The sequence below is a fragment of the Belnapia mucosa genome (genome assembly GCF_016775475.1).
Lineage (GTDB): Bacteria > Pseudomonadota > Alphaproteobacteria > Acetobacterales > Acetobacteraceae > Belnapia > Belnapia mucosa.
Genome location: NZ_JAEUXJ010000002.1, coordinates 137,962 through 153,422 on the forward strand (window position 1 = coordinate 137,962; position 15,461 = coordinate 153,422).

14 protein-coding genes are annotated in these 15,461 nt (G+C 70.1%); 11 read left to right on the forward strand and 3 right to left on the reverse strand.

Features of this window, described 5'->3' with window-relative positions; genetic code table 11:
• Window positions 1–19: 19 nt before the first annotated feature.
• From JMJ55_RS05320 to JMJ55_RS05360, 9 genes are all read left to right on the forward strand, one after another.
• On the forward strand, window positions 20–1,462 hold the full coding sequence (locus JMJ55_RS05320) for an NAD(P)-binding domain-containing protein (protein WP_202824479.1): 1,443 nt from the start codon (window positions 20–22) through the stop codon (window positions 1,460–1,462).
• A 103-nt stretch (window positions 1,463–1,565) separates the two neighbouring features.
• Window positions 1,566–1,841 (forward strand): exodeoxyribonuclease VII small subunit, encoded by a 276-nt coding sequence (locus tag JMJ55_RS05325; protein ID WP_202824480.1) that lies wholly within the window; start codon window positions 1,566–1,568, stop codon window positions 1,839–1,841.
• A gap of 13 nt (window positions 1,842–1,854) precedes the next feature.
• Complete coding sequence (locus JMJ55_RS05330; protein WP_236033440.1) at window positions 1,855–2,766, forward strand: polyprenyl synthetase family protein; 912 nt, start codon at window positions 1,855–1,857, stop codon at window positions 2,764–2,766.
• A complete protein-coding gene (gene dxs / locus JMJ55_RS05335; protein WP_202824481.1) occupies window positions 2,767–4,689 on the forward strand; it encodes a 1-deoxy-D-xylulose-5-phosphate synthase in 1,923 nt (640 codons plus the stop codon).
• Window positions 4,690–4,696: 7 nt separating this feature from the next.
• The gene (locus tag JMJ55_RS05340; RefSeq protein ID WP_202824999.1) at window positions 4,697–5,443 is read left to right on the forward strand and encodes a TlyA family RNA methyltransferase; all 747 of its coding nucleotides are present in this window, start codon (window positions 4,697–4,699) and stop codon (window positions 5,441–5,443) included.
• A complete protein-coding gene (locus JMJ55_RS05345; RefSeq protein ID WP_202824482.1) occupies window positions 5,440–5,862 on the forward strand; it encodes a PaaI family thioesterase in 423 nt (140 codons plus the stop codon). Before JMJ55_RS05340 ends, JMJ55_RS05345 begins: the two co-directional genes overlap by 4 nt.
• Before the next feature lie 26 nt (window positions 5,863–5,888).
• Window positions 5,889–7,091, forward strand: a complete 1,203-nt coding sequence (locus tag JMJ55_RS05350) for an acetyl-CoA C-acyltransferase (RefSeq protein WP_202824483.1) — start codon at window positions 5,889–5,891, stop codon at window positions 7,089–7,091.
• Between the two features lie 22 nt (window positions 7,092–7,113).
• Entirely contained in the window at window positions 7,114–8,706 is a 1,593-nt protein-coding gene (locus tag JMJ55_RS05355) for an ABC transporter substrate-binding protein (protein WP_236033441.1), read from the forward strand.
• Window positions 8,703–10,142: an amidase gene (locus JMJ55_RS05360; protein ID WP_202824484.1), complete on the forward strand. Its 1,440-nt coding sequence runs from the start codon at window positions 8,703–8,705 to the stop codon at window positions 10,140–10,142. Before JMJ55_RS05355 ends, JMJ55_RS05360 begins: the two co-directional genes overlap by 4 nt.
• 35 nt (window positions 10,143–10,177) lie before the next feature.
• Here the strand turns inward: JMJ55_RS05360 and JMJ55_RS05365 are convergent, their stop codons facing one another.
• Window positions 10,178–10,519: an SWIB/MDM2 domain-containing protein gene (locus JMJ55_RS05365; protein WP_202824485.1), complete on the reverse strand. Its 342-nt coding sequence runs from the start codon at window positions 10,517–10,519 to the stop codon at window positions 10,178–10,180.
• 315 nt (window positions 10,520–10,834) lie between these two features.
• Between JMJ55_RS05365 and JMJ55_RS05370 the strand changes: the two genes are divergently transcribed.
• Together JMJ55_RS05370 and JMJ55_RS05375 are read left to right on the forward strand one after the other, a co-directional pair.
• The gene (locus tag JMJ55_RS05370) at window positions 10,835–11,437 is read left to right on the forward strand and encodes a DUF2383 domain-containing protein (RefSeq protein ID WP_202824486.1); all 603 of its coding nucleotides are present in this window, start codon (window positions 10,835–10,837) and stop codon (window positions 11,435–11,437) included.
• Window positions 11,438–11,450: 13 nt separating this feature from the next.
• Window positions 11,451–12,482, forward strand: a complete 1,032-nt coding sequence (locus tag JMJ55_RS05375; protein ID WP_202824487.1) for a glycoside hydrolase family 43 protein — start codon at window positions 11,451–11,453, stop codon at window positions 12,480–12,482.
• Here JMJ55_RS05375 and JMJ55_RS05380 read toward each other — a convergent pair.
• Together JMJ55_RS05380 and JMJ55_RS05385 are read right to left on the reverse strand one after the other, a co-directional pair.
• The gene (locus JMJ55_RS05380) at window positions 12,414–13,688 is read right to left on the reverse strand and encodes a beta-glucosidase (RefSeq protein WP_202824488.1); all 1,275 of its coding nucleotides are present in this window, start codon (window positions 13,686–13,688) and stop codon (window positions 12,414–12,416) included. The genes JMJ55_RS05375 and JMJ55_RS05380 overlap by 69 nt on opposite strands.
• Window positions 13,685–15,217, reverse strand: a complete 1,533-nt coding sequence (locus JMJ55_RS05385; RefSeq protein WP_202824489.1) for a family 1 glycosylhydrolase — start codon at window positions 15,215–15,217, stop codon at window positions 13,685–13,687. The genes JMJ55_RS05380 and JMJ55_RS05385 overlap by 4 nt, the downstream gene beginning before the upstream one ends.
• Window positions 15,218–15,461: the final 244 nt, after the last annotated feature.

Below are 15,461 nucleotides of genomic sequence, written 5' to 3' on the forward strand. Positions count from 1 at the left end.
GGGCTTATGTTGCGGCGCAATGAACAGCCTTCCCCAGCCCGATCCGGCGCGCCTCGCGGCGCATGAGCGCGGCGTCGCCCGCGACCTCGAATTGCTCGGCCTGCCGCCCGCCAACTGGCCGGCGACGGTGGCCGGGCCGGATGGGCGGCCGGCGCTGGATGTCCTGGTCATCGGCGCCGGGATGTATGGGGTCGTTGCCGCCGGCGCCCTGCTGCTGAAGGGCATCCGCAACCTCCAGGTGCTGGATGCGGCGCCCGAGGGGCAGGAAGGCCCCTGGGTCACCTATGCGCGGATGGAGACGCTGCGCAGCCCGAAGCACCTGCCCGGCATCGCCCTCGGCATCCCGAGCCTGACCTTCCGCGCCTGGTACGAGGCCCGGTTTGGCGAGGCCGCCTGGGCCGCCCTCTACAAGATCCGCAATGCCGAATGGCAGGACTACATCCTCTGGGTGCGGCGGATGCTGGGCCTGCCGGTCCGCAACGGCGCCGCCGTCACCGCGCTGCGGCCGACAGCCGGGATGGTCGCCGCCACGCTTGCGACCGGGGAGGTGATCCAGGCCCGTCGCGTGGTGCTGGCGACCGGCCGCCCGGGGACGGGCGGTGCCTTTCTGCCGCCCGGGATCGATCCCGGCCTCTGGCCCGACCTCGCCGCCCATACCGGGGAGGCGATCGACTTCGCCCGGCTGCGCGGCCGGCACATCGCTGTCATCGGCGCCGGTGCATCCGCCTGGGACAATGCCGCGACGGCGCTGGAGGCCGGGGTGGCGCGCGTCGACATGCATGTCCGCCGCACCAGCCTGCCGCAGATCAACAAGGGCCGCGGCTCCGCTAATCCCGGCTTCTTCGAGGGCTGGGCCGGCCTGCCCCCGGCCGAGAAATGGAGCCTCCTGGTCTATCTCGACCAGGTGAAGGCACCGCCGCCGCATGAGACGGTGCTGCGGACCCTGCGCCAGCCCGGCTTCCATACCCATTTCGGCAGCCGCCTCCGCACCGCCCGCCGCACGGAGGGGGCGGTCGCCCTCGGCTTCGAGGAGGGGCGCGAGGAGGCGGTGGATTTCCTCATCCTCGGCACCGGCTTCGCGGTGCGGCTGGAGGGGATGCGGGAACTGGCCGACCTTGCCCCCCACATCGCCACCTGGGCAGACCGCTTCACCCCGCCGGAAGGGGAGGCGAATGAGGGGCTTGCCGGCTTCCCCTGGCTCGGCGAGGGGTTCGAGCTGGAGGAGCGGGAGCCCGGCGCCTGCCCTGGCCTCTCCCGCATCCATCTCTTCAACCATGCGGCCGCGGCCAGCATCGGCGCCATTGCCTCTGACATTCCCGGCGCCTCGGTGGGGGCGGAGCGGCTGGCGCACCGGATCGCCGCCCATCTCTTCCGCGAGGATTTCCCGGTAATGCGGGCCCGGCTGGAGGCCTTCGACGAGCCGGAACTGGGCCCGACGCCCTTCTTCCTGCCCCGCGACTGATCCGTTCCTGCCCGGAAAATTACGTCATCGGTGCCCTGTCACGCGGATGGTATTGCCGGAAGCCTAAGGGCTGTATGCTGGGGGATCGACTTTGGAGACCCGAATGGGAGAGGCGCCAAGCCAGCCGCCCCCCGCCCGGCGGCAAGCCCCGCCGGCGGACGACCTGAACGCGCTGTCCTTCGAGGACGCGCTGGCGGAGCTGGAAGAGATCGTGAAGTCGCTGGAAGGCGGGCGGGGCACGCTCGCCCAGGCCATCGCCGATTACGAACGCGGTGCGGCGCTGCGCCGGCATTGCGAACAGAAGCTGGCGGAGGCGGAGGCGAAGGTGCAGGCGATCGTCGATGCGCCCGGCGGTCCCACCCTCCGCGACGTGGAATAGGGCCCCATCTGGAATGACCACCATCACCGAGACCCTGGACCTCCGCCGCGCCATGGCGTTGGCGGCGGAGGAGATCGATCAGGCGCTGGATATCCTGCTCCCGCCCGAGCAGGGGCCCGAGGCCCGGCTCTATGCCGCCATGCGCTATGCGGCCATCGGCGGCGGCAAGCGGCTGCGCGGCTTCCTGGTGCTGGAGGGCGCCCGGCAATTCGGCGTCTCCCGCCATGCCGCGCTCCGCGTCGCCGGCGCGATCGAGATGCTGCACGCCTATAGCCTGGTGCATGACGACCTGCCGGCGATGGATGACGACGACCTCCGCCGCGGCAAGCCGACCGTCCACAAGGCCTTCGACGAGGCGACCGCCATCCTCGCCGGCGATGCCCTGCAGACCCAGGCCTTCACGGCCCTGGCGCATGAGGACACCCATCCCGACCCCGCGGTCCGGGTGGAGTTGGTCCGCTGCCTGGCCCATGCCGCCGGCGCCCGGGGCATGTGCGGCGGGCAGATGCTGGACATGCTGGCCGAGGAGGGCGGCGCGCCGCTCGATGAGGCCGCGATCGGCCGATTGCAGACGCTGAAGACCGGCAAGCTGATCGAATTCTCCGCCGAGGCGGGGGCGGTCCTGGGCAAGGCCGCCGCTTCCCAGCGGCATGCGCTGCTCGGCTATGGCCGGGATCTCGGCGCCGCCTTCCAGATCGCGGATGATCTATTGGACGCCACCGCGACGGCGGAGGAGACGGGCAAGCGCACCGGCAAGGATGCCGAGGCGGGCAAGGCGACCCTCGTCTCGCTGCTGGGCCTCGAACGGGCTCGGCTCCAGGCCGAGCGGCTGGTGGCCCAGGCGAAATCCCACCTTGACGGTTTCGGAGAGAGGGCAGACCTGTTGCGCATGCTCGCTGATTTTGTGATCGAGCGGAGGAGCTGAATGTCCGTCCCCTCCGCCACCCCGCTCCTCGACCGCGTCAAGATCCCGGCCGATCTGCGCAACCTCTCCTCGGAGCAGCTGAAGCAGCTCGCCTCCGAGCTCCGGGCCGAGACGATCCATGCGGTCAGCCAGACCGGCGGGCATCTCGGCGCCTCGCTCGGCGTGGTCGAGCTGACGGTTGCCATTCACGCCGTCTTCGAGACGCCGCGCGACCGGCTGATCTGGGATGTCGGCCACCAAGCCTATCCCCACAAGATCCTGACCGGGCGGCGTGACCGAATTCGTACGCTGCGCCAGGGCGGCGGCCTCTCCGGCTTCACCCGCCGCAGCGAGAGCGAATACGACCCCTTCGGCGCGGCGCATTCCTCGACCTCCATCTCCGCCGGCCTCGGCATGGCGGTGGCGAGCGAGCTGAAGGGCGATCCGCGCAACGTCGTCGCCGTGATCGGCGACGGCGCGATGAGCGCCGGCATGGCCTATGAGGCGATGAACAATGCGGGCGCGGAGAAGTCGCGCCTCATCGTCATCCTCAACGACAACGACATGTCGATCGCGCCGCCCGTCGGCGCGATGAGCGCCTATCTGTCGAAGGTCGTCTCCTCGCGGCCCTTCCTCTCGATCCGCGACATGATGGCGAAGCTGGCGCGGCGCTTCCCGGCGCCGATCGAGCGCGCCGCGAAGCGGGCGGACGAATATGCGCGCGGGTTGCTGACCGGCGGCACGCTGTTCGAGGAGCTGGGCTTCTACTATGTCGGCCCGATCGACGGGCACGACCTCGACCACCTGCTGCCCGTGTTGCGCAACCTGCGCGACACCGAGCTCGGCGAGCCGGTGCTGCTGCATGTCGTGACGCAGAAGGGCAAGGGCTATGCGCCGGCCGAGGCGAGTGCCGACAAGTATCATGGCGTGGTCAAGTTCAACGTCGTCACCGGCGAGCAGCAGAAGCCGCCGCCGGGGCCGCCGAGCTACACCAAGGTCTTCTCCAACGCGCTGATCGCCGAGGCCGAGGCGGATAGCCGGATCGTCGCCGTCAATGCGGCGATGCCGGCCGGCACCGGCCTCGATGCCTTCGCCAAGCGCTTCCCGAAGCGCAGCTTCGATGTCGGCATCGCCGAGCAGCATGCGGTGACCTTCGCCGCCGGCATGGCGACGGAGGGGATGAAGCCCTTCTGCGCCATCTACTCGACCTTCCTCCAGCGCGGCTACGACCAGGTCGTGCATGACGTGGTGCTGCAATCGCTGCCTGTCCGCTTCGCCATGGACCGCGCCGGGCTGGTCGGCGCCGATGGCGCGACGCATGCCGGCAGCTTCGACATCGCCTATCTCGGCTGCCTGCCGGGCATCGTGCTGATGGCCGCGGCGGATGAGCTGGAGCTGATGCATATGGTCGCCACCGCGGCCGCCATCGACGACCGGCCGAGCGGCTTCCGCTATCCGCGCGGGGAGGGTTTCGGCCTTGAACTGCCGAAGCGGGGCACGCCGCTCGAGATCGGCAAGGGGCGTATCCTCAAGGAAGGCACCAGCGTCGCCATCCTTTCCTATGGCGCGCGGCTGCGCGAATGCCTGAAGGCGGCGGAGGAGCTCGGCGCGCGTGGCCTCTCCACCACCGTCGCCGATGCGCGCTTCGCCAAGCCGCTCGACACCGATCTGGTGGAGCGGCTGGCGCGCGAGCATGAGGTGCTGATCACCATCGAGGAGGGCTCGGTGGGCGGCTTCGGCAGCTTCGTGCTGCAGCACCTGGCGCTGCGCGGGATGCTGGATCATGGGCTGAAGGTGCGGCCGATGTGCCTGCCGGACCGCTTCATCGACCATGAGAATCCGAAGAAGCAGTATGACGAGGCGGGGCTGAACGCGGCCCAGATCGTCGCCATGGCGGTCTCCGCCCTCGGCGCGAACGCGGCCGCGCAGCCGGCCCGGGCCTGAGGCGGCCATCGCCAAGGAACGGGCCGACCAGGCGCTGGTGGACCGGGGGCTGGCCGAAAGCCGCACCCGGGCCCAGGCGCTGATCCTCGCCGGCAAGGTCTTCTCGGCGGAGCGGCGGATCGAGAAGGCGGGGCAGATGCTGCCTCCTGGCACGCCCCTGGAAGTGCGCGGGCAGGACCACCCCTGGGTCTCGCGCGGCGGGGTGAAGCTGGATCATGCGATCCGGCATTTCGGCCTCTCGCCCAAGGGCAAGGTGGCAATCGATATCGGCGCCTCCACCGGCGGCTTCACCCATGTGCTTCTGCATCACGGCGCGGCGCGGGTCTTCGCCGTGGATGTCGGGCATGGACAGCTGGCCTGGAACCTCCGCAACGACCCGCGTGTCACGGTGATGGAGCGGGTGAATGCCCGCTACCTCGAAGCCGGGCAGCTCGATGCCGTGCCGGAGGTGCTGGTCTGCGATGCCAGCTTCATCGGCCTGCAGGTGGTGCTGCCGCAGCCGCTCTCGCTTTGCGCCCCGGGCGCCTGGGCCGTCGCGCTGATCAAGCCGCAATTCGAGGTGGGGCCGGCCATTGCCAAGGGCGGGGTGGTGCGGGATGCCGCCGTCCATCGCAGCGTCTGCCGCAAGATCGAGGAATGGTGGGGCGCGCTGCCCGGCTGGCGGGTGCTCGGCGTCGAGCCGAGCCCGCTGCTCGGCCCCGAGGGGAACCGCGAGTTCCTGATTGCTGCGGTGCGGGATAAGCTGCCCGCATGAGCGACACACCGATCCCCTTCGACCCCGCCGCCGCCGGCTGGAAATCCCTGCGGCCGGAGGGCTACCCCGCCCTGATCGGACCCTTCTGGTACAAGCGCGAGGAGGGCGGCTTCCGCTACGGCTTCCCGGCCGAGCCACGCCACATGAACAATGGCGGCGTCGTCCATGGCGGCATGCTGATGAGCTTCGCCGATGACGTGCTCGGCATGACCGTCTGGGAGGCCGGGGGCCGCAAGCCCTGCACCACGGTGCAGCTCAGCACGCAGTTCGTCTCGCCGGCCCGGCCGGGTGATTTCGTCGAGGGTCGGGCGGAGGTGCTGCGCACCACCCGGACCCTCGTTTTTGTCCGGGGCCTGATCACCATCGGCGACCGGACCGTGCTCCATGCGGATGGGATCTGGAAGATCCTCGGCGCCTGAGTTCGACCAGTTGGGAGGAAGCAAGAATGCGTACCGCCGTCCTCGTCTCCACGGCCCGCACGCCGATCGGCCGGGCCTATCGCGGCGCCTTCAACGACACCCAGGCCCAGGGGCTGGGCGGCCATGTCATCGCCGAGGCGGTGAAGCGGGCCGGCCTCGACCCGGCCGAGGTCGAGGATGTGGTCATGGGCGCCGCCCTCCAGCAGGGCAGCCAGGGCAGCAACCTCGCCCGGCAATGCGCGCTGCGGGCCGGGCTGCCGCAGACCGTGCCGGGAATGACGGTGGACCGGCAATGCTCCTCCGGCCTCATGGCCATCGCCACCGCGGCGAAGCAGATCATCGCCGATGGCATGCAGGTGGCGGTAGGCGGCGGGCTGGAGTCCATCTCGCTGGTGCAGAACGACAAGATGAACCGGCACCGCACGCGCGACCCCTGGCTGACCGAGCATGTGCCGCAGCTCTACATGTCCATGCTGGAGACGGCAGAGATCGTGGCGGAGCGCTACGGCGTCCCGCGCGAGGCGCAGGACGAATACGCGCTCCGCTCCCAGCAGCGCACCGCCGCCGCCCAGTCCGCCGGGCGCTTCGATGCCGAGATCGTCCCCCTGCCGAGCGTGATGGCCGTCGCCAACAAGGAAACGGGCGAAGTCAGCCAGAAGCCGGTGACGCTCACCAAGGATGAGGGCAACCGGGCGGATACCACCCTCGCGGGCCTGTCCGGGCTGAAGCCGGTGCTGGCGGAGGGACAGCGGGTGAAGCAGGGGCGGTTCATTACCGCCGGCAATGCGAGCCAGCTCTCGGACGGCGCCTCGGCCGCGGTGCTGATGGAGGAGGGCGAGGCTTCCCGCCGCGGCCTGCACCCCTTGGGCATCTATCGCGGCATGGCGGTCGCCGGCTGCGATCCGGCGGAGATGGGCATCGGCCCGGTCTTCGCGGTGCCGAAGCTGCTCGCGCAGCATGGCCTCAAGGTCGAGGATATCGACCTCTGGGAGCTGAACGAGGCCTTTGCCTGCCAGGTCCTCTATTGCCGCGACCGGCTCGGCATCCCGGATGAGCGGCTGAATGTCGATGGCGGCGCCATCGCCGTCGGCCACCCCTATGGCATGAGCGGCGCCCGCATGGCCGGCCATGGGCTGATCGAGGCCAAACGCCGCGGCGGCCGCTATGTGGTGGTGACCATGTGCATCGGCGGCGGCCAGGGCGCCGCGGGCCTGTTCGAGGTCGCCTGACCGGCGTGGCGACAAGGAGGGCATGAGGATGACGGGTGGCGGCATCGCGCGACGCGCGCTGGGGCTTGGGACGGCCGGGCTTCTCGCGGCGCCGCGCCTGGCGGCGGCCCAGGCCCCGCGCGTGCTGAAGGTCATCCCGCGCGGGGATCTCCCCGTCCTCGATCCCCTCTGGACCACCGCCTACCAGACGCGGGACCACGCCTATCTGGTCTTCGACACGCTCTTCGGCCTGGATGCCGCCTTCCGTCCGCAGCCGCAGATGCTGGCCTCCGCGACGACCGAGGAGGAAGGGCGCCTCTGGACGCTGCGCCTGCGCCCGGGCCTCCGCTTCCACGACAACGAACCGGTGCTGGCGCGGGACTGCGTGGCGAGCATCCGCCGATGGGCGGCGCGCGATGCCTTCGGCCAGACCCTGATGGCGGCGACGGAGGAACTCTCCGCCCCGGACGACGCCACGATCGGCTTCCGCCTGCGGCAGCCCTTCCCGATGCTGCCCTATGCGCTCGGCAAGGCCAGCCCGAATATCTGCGTCATTATGCCGGAGCGGCTGGCGCGGACCGATCCCTTCACCCGCGTGAACGAGATGGTGGGCAGCGGCCCGTTCCGCTTCCTCGCCAGTGAACAGGTGCCGGGCGCCTTCATCGCCTATAGCCGCTTCGAGGGCTATGTGCCGCGCGAGGGCGGGACGCCGGAATGGACCTCCGGCCCGAAGCGCGTGGAGATCGACCGGCTGGAGATGCATGTCATCCCCGATTCCGGCACCGCCGCCGCCGCCTTGCAGAGCGGGGAAGTGGATTGGTGGGCCTGGCCGGAGGCCGACCTCCTGCCGGTCCTGCGCCGCGCCCGCGGCATCGAGCTGCGCGAGGCCGATCCCATGGGGCTGATCGGCACGCTGCGCCTGAACCACCTGGCGCCGCCCTTCGACAAGCCGGCGATCCGCCGCGCCGTGCTGGGCGCCGTCTCCCAGGCCGATTTCATGGCGGCCGTGGCGGGCACGGACCGGGCCTATTGGCGCGACGGGGTCGGCTTCTTCGCCCCGGCCTCGCCCCTGGCCAGCACGGCAGGGATGGACGCGATGACCGGCGATATCGAAGCCGGCCGCCGCGCGCTGCGGGAGGCTGGCTATGCCGGCGAGCCGGTCGTGCTGCTCGGCAGCAGCAATATCGCCATCCTGAAGGCGGTCAGCGATGTGGCCGCGGATCTGTTCCGCCGCCTGGGCCTCAATGTCGATTACCAGGTGATGGATTGGGGCACGGTGGTGCAGCGCCGGGTGCGGAAGGAGCCGCCAGGGCAGGGCGGTTGGAGCGCCTTCGGCACCTTCTGGAGCGGGCTCGACCATCTCGACCCGGCCGTGCACGCCTTCCTGCGCGGCAATGGCGCGCAGGCGGCGCCGGGCTGGCCGGACAGCTCGCGGATCGAGGCGCTGCGGACCGAATGGCTGGCCACCGCCGATCCGGCCGCCCAGGCCCGCATGGGCGAGGCGATCCAGCGCCAGGCCTTCGAGGACGTGCCCTATATCCCACTCGGCCAGCAGCGCAGCATCACCGCCTATCGCCGCAACGTCAGCGGCATCCTGGATGGCGTGCCTGTCTATTGGAATGTGAGGCGCATATGACGGAGGCTCTCTGCCGCCTGCCGGCGACGGTTCTGCGGGTGCTTATCGCGCAGAAGCAGGTCTCGCCGGTCGAACTCACCCGGGCGGTGCTGCGCCGCGCGATGGAACTGCAGCCGGTGCTGAACTGCTTCATCACCCTCGCGCCGGAGCCGGCACTGGCTGCGGCGGCGGAGGCGGAGCGGGCGGTGATGGCCGGTGAGGAACTCGGCCTGCTGCACGGTATCCCCTGCAGTGTGAAGGACATCGTCAACACCGCGGGGATGCGGACCACCTTCGGCTCGCGCCTCCTGGCGGAGAATGTGCCCGCCGAGGATGCCGCAGCCGTGGCCCGGCTGCGGGGCCATCGCGCCATCATTTTCGGCAAGACCACCACGCCGGAATTCGGGACCAAATGCGTGACCGATGCGCCGCTGTTCGGGCGCACCCGCAATGCCTGGTCCGCCGGCGCGACCAGCGGCGGGTCGAGCGGCGGCGCGGCGGTGGCGGTGGCCTCCGGGATCGGGCCAATCGCCGTCGCGACCGATGGCGGCGGATCCACCCGCATCCCGGCTGCCTGCAACGGGGTGGTAGGGCTCAAGCAGAGCCTCGGCGCCATCCCGCATAGCCAGGTGCCGGATGCCTTCGGCAATTACACCTATGTCACGCCCACGACGCGCACGGTGGGCGACACCGCGCTGATGCTGCAGGCCATGGGCGGGCCGCATGACAGCGATCCCTGGTCGATCGGCGTGCCCGTGCCGGACTATTTGGATGCGGCGCGGCCCGAGGGTGACCTGTCCGGCAAGCGCGTCCTGTTCTGCGCCGCGCCGCCCGGTCGCCCGCTGGCCGTGGAGGTGGAGCGCGCCTTCCGCACCGTGCTGGGCCATCTGGAATCGCTCGGCGCCAAGCTTGAGGAGTTCGACGGCGCGGAGCTGGAGGTCGAGCCGATCTGGCGCGCCATCAACCACACAACTTGGCGGGCCCGCTTCGCCCCGATGGCCGAGCGGGACGGGGACCGGATGTGCCCCTCTCTGCTGAAGCAGCTGGCCGCGGTGCGGGAGGTGAGCGGCGTCGAATACCAGCAGGCCATGTTCGATCGTGCCGCGCTGTTCCGCCGGGTCCAGGCCCTGTTCGGCCGGGCGGATTTCCTGGTGACGCCGACGCTGATGCGGTCCGCCCTGCCGATCGAGGCCGATCCCTTCGCCCGCAATCCACAGGGCGAGATCGAGATCGACGGCGTGACCCATGAAGGCGTGCGGTCCAATTGGTTTCCCTGGACCATGCCCTTCAACCTGACCGGGCATCCCGCCATCAGCCTGCCCGCCGGATTCGATGAGGCCGGCCTGCCGCTCGCGGTGCAGCTGGTCGCACCGCTGCGGGCGGATGCCCCGCTGCTGCGCGCTGCCGCGCTGCTCGAGGCGCAGCTCGATCTCCTGGGACGCTGGCCGGATCCGTAACTCGGCTTTCCGTCCCAGGGGCGGCTGCGGGCCGCTTACTTCAGATGCTGAGCGAGGTGCTTGTTCATCTCGAACATGGTCACCTTGTCCTTGCCGAAGACCTTGCGCAGCTTGTCGTCGGCAATGATCTCGCGCCCATCATCCGGGTTCTGCAGCTTGTTTTCCTTGATATAGGCCCAGACCTTGCTGACGGCCTCGCCGCGGGCGAGCTTGCCTTCACCCAGCACCGCCGCCAGTTCCGGCGAGGGCTGGAGCGGCTGCTGCAGCGCATTCGGCTTGTTGCCCTTGGCGGGCTTCGCGACCTTGGTCGCCTTCGCCGGCTTGGCTTCGCCGGAGGTTTCCTGCTCTGGCTTCTTCGGATTCGCCTTGCTGGGCATTGAAGCACTCCTGGTCGTTATTGATCGTGGCACTTCATTCGTGGCCGCCGGGTTGGAGCGCAACGGCGCCCATGGTCCCCAGTTTCCCGTAGTCACTTCCCGGCGGCAGGTCAAACGCCACCTACGAGACCTTAGACCACTCGCCGACAGGGCGAGATGAAAGAACGGCATAATACTGTCACCGCCGTGCCCGGCGGCCCGGATGGGGTCTCCGCCCTTGGTTGTCGAGCGTAAGGGTCGCGGCCGACTCCAGCCGCATGCAACGGAGCCGCGCCTCCGCTGTTTCACCGGGACGCGAGCAGTGAGACCGGGATCATGAGCGAAGCGAATACCGAGGACCGGCCGGCCGATACGGCGCCCCTGCTGGCCGACCTGACCGATCTGCTCCAGCTGGAGCATGACGCGCTGCCGGCCTATGCGGCGGCTATCTCCGCATTGCGGCGCCCGGATCTCCGCGAATCCCTCCAGCGCTTCCGGGAGGATCATGAGCGGCATGTCACGGCGCTCTCGGCTGAGATCGAGGCCATGGGCGGCGTTCCGGTGCAGGTGCCGCATCTGCCGACCGGGCTGTTCAAGCTTGCGGTGCAGCTTCTCGGCCTGCCCGGCGGGGACCGCGCCATCCTGATGGCCTTCGTCTCGAACGAATGGCAGTCGCGCGAGAAATACGCCCGCTACGCCGCCCGGCCCTATCCGCCGCGCCTGGCCGCCCTGCTGCGCCAGCATGCCGAGGACGAGGCGCGCCATTACGACTGGGCGACCGCCGCGCTGGAGGAGATGGGCTGCGGGGCGGCGACGCCGCTCGGGCAGGCGACCCATCTGTTCGCCCGCTTCCACGGCACCACCGCCGATGCGCTGGAGGCGGTCGGTCGGAGCGGCGTCGAGGCAGCTGCCCGGCTGCTGCGCTCGAATCGGGCCTGACCGGGGACCCCGCTTGGCCAGCTATCTCGAGACCACCTACCGCAACCCCGTCATCGAGGAGGTCTGGGCCGATCCCGCCATCGCGGGACCGGACGGGGAAGGGTTCTACTGGTCCTATGCCACGGATGACGACCACGAACCCCTGCCGCGCCGCCAGTTCAAGCTCGCCCGCTCCCGCGACCTGGTACATTGGGAAAGGCATCCGCCCGGCGCGGAGGGCGGCGCCTTTGCCGCGCCGATCCCGAATTACGGCCGCTACCGCGCGGCCTGGGCGCCGGATGTCCGCCAGCTCGGCGCCGCGGACTGGCGCTTCTACGGGACGCTGAAATTCGACGACCATGCCGATGACGGGCCCGCCGGGCATGGGATCATCGCCGCCCGCTCCGCCGGCCCGACCGGCTTCGCCGAGCCGACCGTGCTGCAGCGCGGCCCGGGCTTCACCGTCATCGATCCCTGCTTCTACCGCTCGACGCGGCTCGGCCGGAATTTCCTCTATTGGGGGTCCGGCCATGCGCCGATCTATGGGCAGGAGCTGGCGGAGGATGGGATGGGCTTCGCCCCCGGCTCGGCGCCGCGCCCCGTGCTGGCCCCGACGCCGGGGGACTGGTCGGACCGGCTCTGGGAAGGCGTGCATGTGATCGAGAACCCCGAGACCGGGGAGCCGATCATGCTCGCCTCCAAGGTCGATACCTGGGTCGGGCCCTACCAGGCCTTCGCCCTTCGGGGCGGCCCCCATCCGCTCGACCCCTTCACCGCGCTGCCGGGGCGTGCGCCGCTGCTGGCGGAGAATGCGGTCTGGAACCGCTGCGGCCAGGTCTTCGTCCAGGCCGATGCCATAGGCCAGCTCTGGATGTTCTATCACGCCGTGCGCGGCGATGCGGTCATCCCCGGCACGGAGGAGTTGGAGGCGAATGGCCGCCGTGGCATCCCGCTGCGGCAGATGTGCATGGAACGGCTGCTCTTCGACAGCGCCGGCCTACCCTATGTCGAGGGTGGCGGCCCGTCCTCCACGCTGAAGACCGGGCCGGTGGTGCGCCGGGACTGAAGCGGTCGCCACCTGGAACCCGGTGCCGAGGCGGACCGGCGCCGCCGTGGCTGGCCCGAACAGCGCCTGCTGGCGCGCCAGCTCGGCTGCCAGAGGGGCATCGACGACCCGCCGCCTGCCTTCCGTCGCCATCTCGAACAACCCGTTCGGGCAGTAGCGGTCGTCATCCCAGCCGGGATGGCTGAGCACGGGGTAGAGGCAGATACCCCCCACCGGCACGCCCGCCGCCATCGCCGCTCGCACCTCCTCGCAGACATGGCGGAGCCAGTCGGGGCGGGCTGCGGCCTCGATGCTGGTTTCGGCGACGAAAAGCGGGCGTCCGTAGCGGGCATGGACCTCGGCCAGCATGGCCCGGAAGGGACGCCAGCGCGGGTCATAGGGCGAGAGCGCATCACGGGAGGGACGCCAGTCCGGCCCCGCATCCGGCGGCCGGGCGGCATCGGGGAAGAGCCACTGGTTGTTCCAGTAGAAATTTACCCCGATGGCATCGATCGCGTCCGGGCTGCCGCCGAGCTCCGGCTCCCGCCGCCCGGTCAGCATGTCCCAGCCCTCATATTGCTGGGCGGAGAAGTGGCGGGCGAGGTCGGGATCCGCATGCGGCCGCGGGACTATATGGATCAGCGGATCGATGGCGAAGATCCGGCTGCCGGGAACCGCTGCCCGCACTGCGGCGCCACCCGCCAGCGCCGCCCGGACCAGCTGCCGCTTCAGATCATCGCCACGGCCATGGGCACAGGGATTCATGATCGCCACATCGCCGCCGGCCCAGGCGAGGAAGGCGATCTCGTTCACCGGGCAGATCAGTGGCGGCCGCCCGGTCTCCTCCCGGTGCAGCCGGGCGAAGGCGGCGGCATAGGCCGCAAAGGCCTCGACGAAGCCGGCGGACCAGATATCAAGGTGGTCCGGCCAGCCGTAATGGCAGAGATCCCAGATCACCTCGGTGCCCGCCGCCTCCGCCGCCCGCAGCATCGGCAGCACCGAGGACCAGTCGTATTCGCCGGGCCGGACTTCGATCAGGTGCCAGCGGATACCGTCGCGGATGGTGCGGATGCCATGCTCCGCCGCCTGGCGGTAATCCTCCGCCGCCCGCCGGTCATGGCCGGTGGCGGCGAGCAGATCCAGCCGCCGCCCATCGGCCCGGCGATGGGTCGAGCATTCGAAGCCGCCGAGGAAGAAGCTGCGGAACATGGGCGGCCGCATGGTCATGCCGCATCCGCCCCGGTGGCCGGCTTCGGCGGGACGAGGAAGCGGTCCTCCCGCCGCCACCAGCCGGGCTCTTCCAGCAGCGGGTGCTCGAATCGCTCGCCCTTGGCGATGGCCGCAGCGGCCTCGGCGATCAGCCGCGGCTGCGGCTCCCCGCTCGGATGGCGCATGTCGAAGACGCCCGGTTCGTAATGTCCGGTCTGCCGGGTGAGCAGGCTGTTCCAATCCACCGCGCCGAGCACCGACCAGATCGTCACCGCCCTGAAATCCGCGCCCTCGGCCCGGAGCCGTGCCGCCGCATCCCAGGCTTCGAGGAACCAGCGGACCTGCTCATGCTCCGGGCACCAGCCGATATGCGCTTCTGTGATCGACAGTGGGATGGAGCCGTAGCGCTCCCAGGCCTCGCGCAGCCGGGGCTCCCAGCCGGTGCCCTCATGCGGCGGCAGCGGCACCCGCGCCGCCTCGATATCGGCATAGGCGTCGCGGCCATTGCCGCCATGCATATGCTGCGGGTAGAGCGCCAGGCGGTGGTCAAGGAAGCGCTCGCTGGTGATGTAGTAGTTGAAGCCGATCACCATCGGCTGCGGATCCCAGCCGAGGAATTCCTCCAGCACCGCCTCGGGGGCACCGGCGGCGACTAGGCGCGGCCACCAGGGATGCTCCCGGCCGATGCGCCCGGTCAGCAGATCGAGGCTGAGCCAGCGCCGTTCATTCTCGTCCGCCGCCTGATAGGCGAGGTGCGGCGTGCTGAAGGTCTTCCCGAGATCTTCCGTCTGCACCAGCTCGGCATCGGGGATGACGCTGCGGATGGCGCGCATGGCGAGCATCACCGCGCGGCATTCATTCACCAGGATGCGGAGGAAGGTGGCCTCGTCGGTCCCATGCGGGAACCAATGGCCATAGAGGCCCGAGAAGCGTGCCGTGGTCAGCGGCTCGTTCACCGGGGTCCAGGACTTGATCCAGGGATAGCGACGCGCGGTGCGTTCCGCCTGCTCGGCGAGCATCGCCGGGAAATTCGGATCGAGCAGATTGGTGTAGTGCGGCCCACCGCCATGATGCACGAGGCCGGCGATCGGCGTCAGGCCCAGCGCGCGCAGCCGGGCCAGCCGCTCGTCATGCCAGCCCCAGTCGCATTCGCCGGGCTGCTCCGGCGCCACATGCTCCCAGAGGACCGGATAGCGCAGCTTGCGGAAGCCGAGGCCGGCGACGGCATCGAGATCCTCGATGCGGTCGTAATGGCCGCTTTCGCGCAACTGGTCGCGCCACATATCGCCGACGCGGAGCACGGTGCATTCGACACCGCCCCAGAGTTCGAGCTCCGTGGAGGCGCGCCGCATCGCTGCCTCGGTGGAGCCGAGATCATTGGCTGGCTCCGTCTCCAAGGCCTTGAGATCGTCGAGGACGGGCGATGACCAGCCAGCCTCCACGCAATCCCCGCGCGGCCCGGGCGCGGGGTGCTGGTCCGCAGGGGCGAGCTGGGACCGGCCACCCGATCCATCATCGGGTGCCTTGAGGTTGGCGCTTCTGGTCATGCGGTATGTCCCGGCAGAAGATGCATGGGGTTGCAATCACGCGCCGGCCTTCCGGTTCGCGTATCGCTTGCGGATTGCTTTCACGCTGCCGGGTGGGCGAAGCCCGAATTGCGCGTCCATGGCGAGTGGGAAAGAAGCCCAAACCCTTTCCTGAAGCGGCGCAGCGGGCATCCGGTTGCATCCGTCTGTCCGCTTGCGCACCACTTGGTCCGGCAGGATGGCGAAAGACCACGTTTGAGCCTGC

What these genes read in the sequence shown, in the direction of transcription:
- JMJ55_RS05320 (WP_202824479.1), top strand. Translation starts at nt 20, where the DNA reads ATGAACAGCCTTCCCCAGCCCGATCCGGCGCGCCTCGCGGCGCATGAG.
- JMJ55_RS05325 (WP_202824480.1), top strand. Translation starts at nt 1,566, where the DNA reads ATGGGAGAGGCGCCAAGCCAGCCGCCCCCCGCCCGGCGGCAAGCCCCG.
- JMJ55_RS05330 (WP_236033440.1), top strand. Translation starts at nt 1,855, where the DNA reads ATGACCACCATCACCGAGACCCTGGACCTCCGCCGCGCCATGGCGTTG.
- dxs (WP_202824481.1), top strand. Translation starts at nt 2,767, where the DNA reads ATGTCCGTCCCCTCCGCCACCCCGCTCCTCGACCGCGTCAAGATCCCG.
- JMJ55_RS05345 (WP_202824482.1), top strand. Translation starts at nt 5,440, where the DNA reads ATGAGCGACACACCGATCCCCTTCGACCCCGCCGCCGCCGGCTGGAAA.
- JMJ55_RS05350 (WP_202824483.1), top strand. Translation starts at nt 5,889, where the DNA reads ATGCGTACCGCCGTCCTCGTCTCCACGGCCCGCACGCCGATCGGCCGG.
- JMJ55_RS05355 (WP_236033441.1), top strand. Translation starts at nt 7,114, where the DNA reads ATGAGGATGACGGGTGGCGGCATCGCGCGACGCGCGCTGGGGCTTGGG.
- JMJ55_RS05360 (WP_202824484.1), top strand. Translation starts at nt 8,703, where the DNA reads ATGACGGAGGCTCTCTGCCGCCTGCCGGCGACGGTTCTGCGGGTGCTT.
- JMJ55_RS05365 (WP_202824485.1), bottom strand. Translation starts at nt 10,519, where the DNA reads ATGCCCAGCAAGGCGAATCCGAAGAAGCCAGAGCAGGAAACCTCCGGC.
- JMJ55_RS05370 (WP_202824486.1), top strand. Translation starts at nt 10,835, where the DNA reads ATGAGCGAAGCGAATACCGAGGACCGGCCGGCCGATACGGCGCCCCTG.
- JMJ55_RS05380 (WP_202824488.1), bottom strand. Translation starts at nt 13,688, where the DNA reads ATGACCATGCGGCCGCCCATGTTCCGCAGCTTCTTCCTCGGCGGCTTC.
- JMJ55_RS05385 (WP_202824489.1), bottom strand. Translation starts at nt 15,217, where the DNA reads ATGACCAGAAGCGCCAACCTCAAGGCACCCGATGATGGATCGGGTGGC.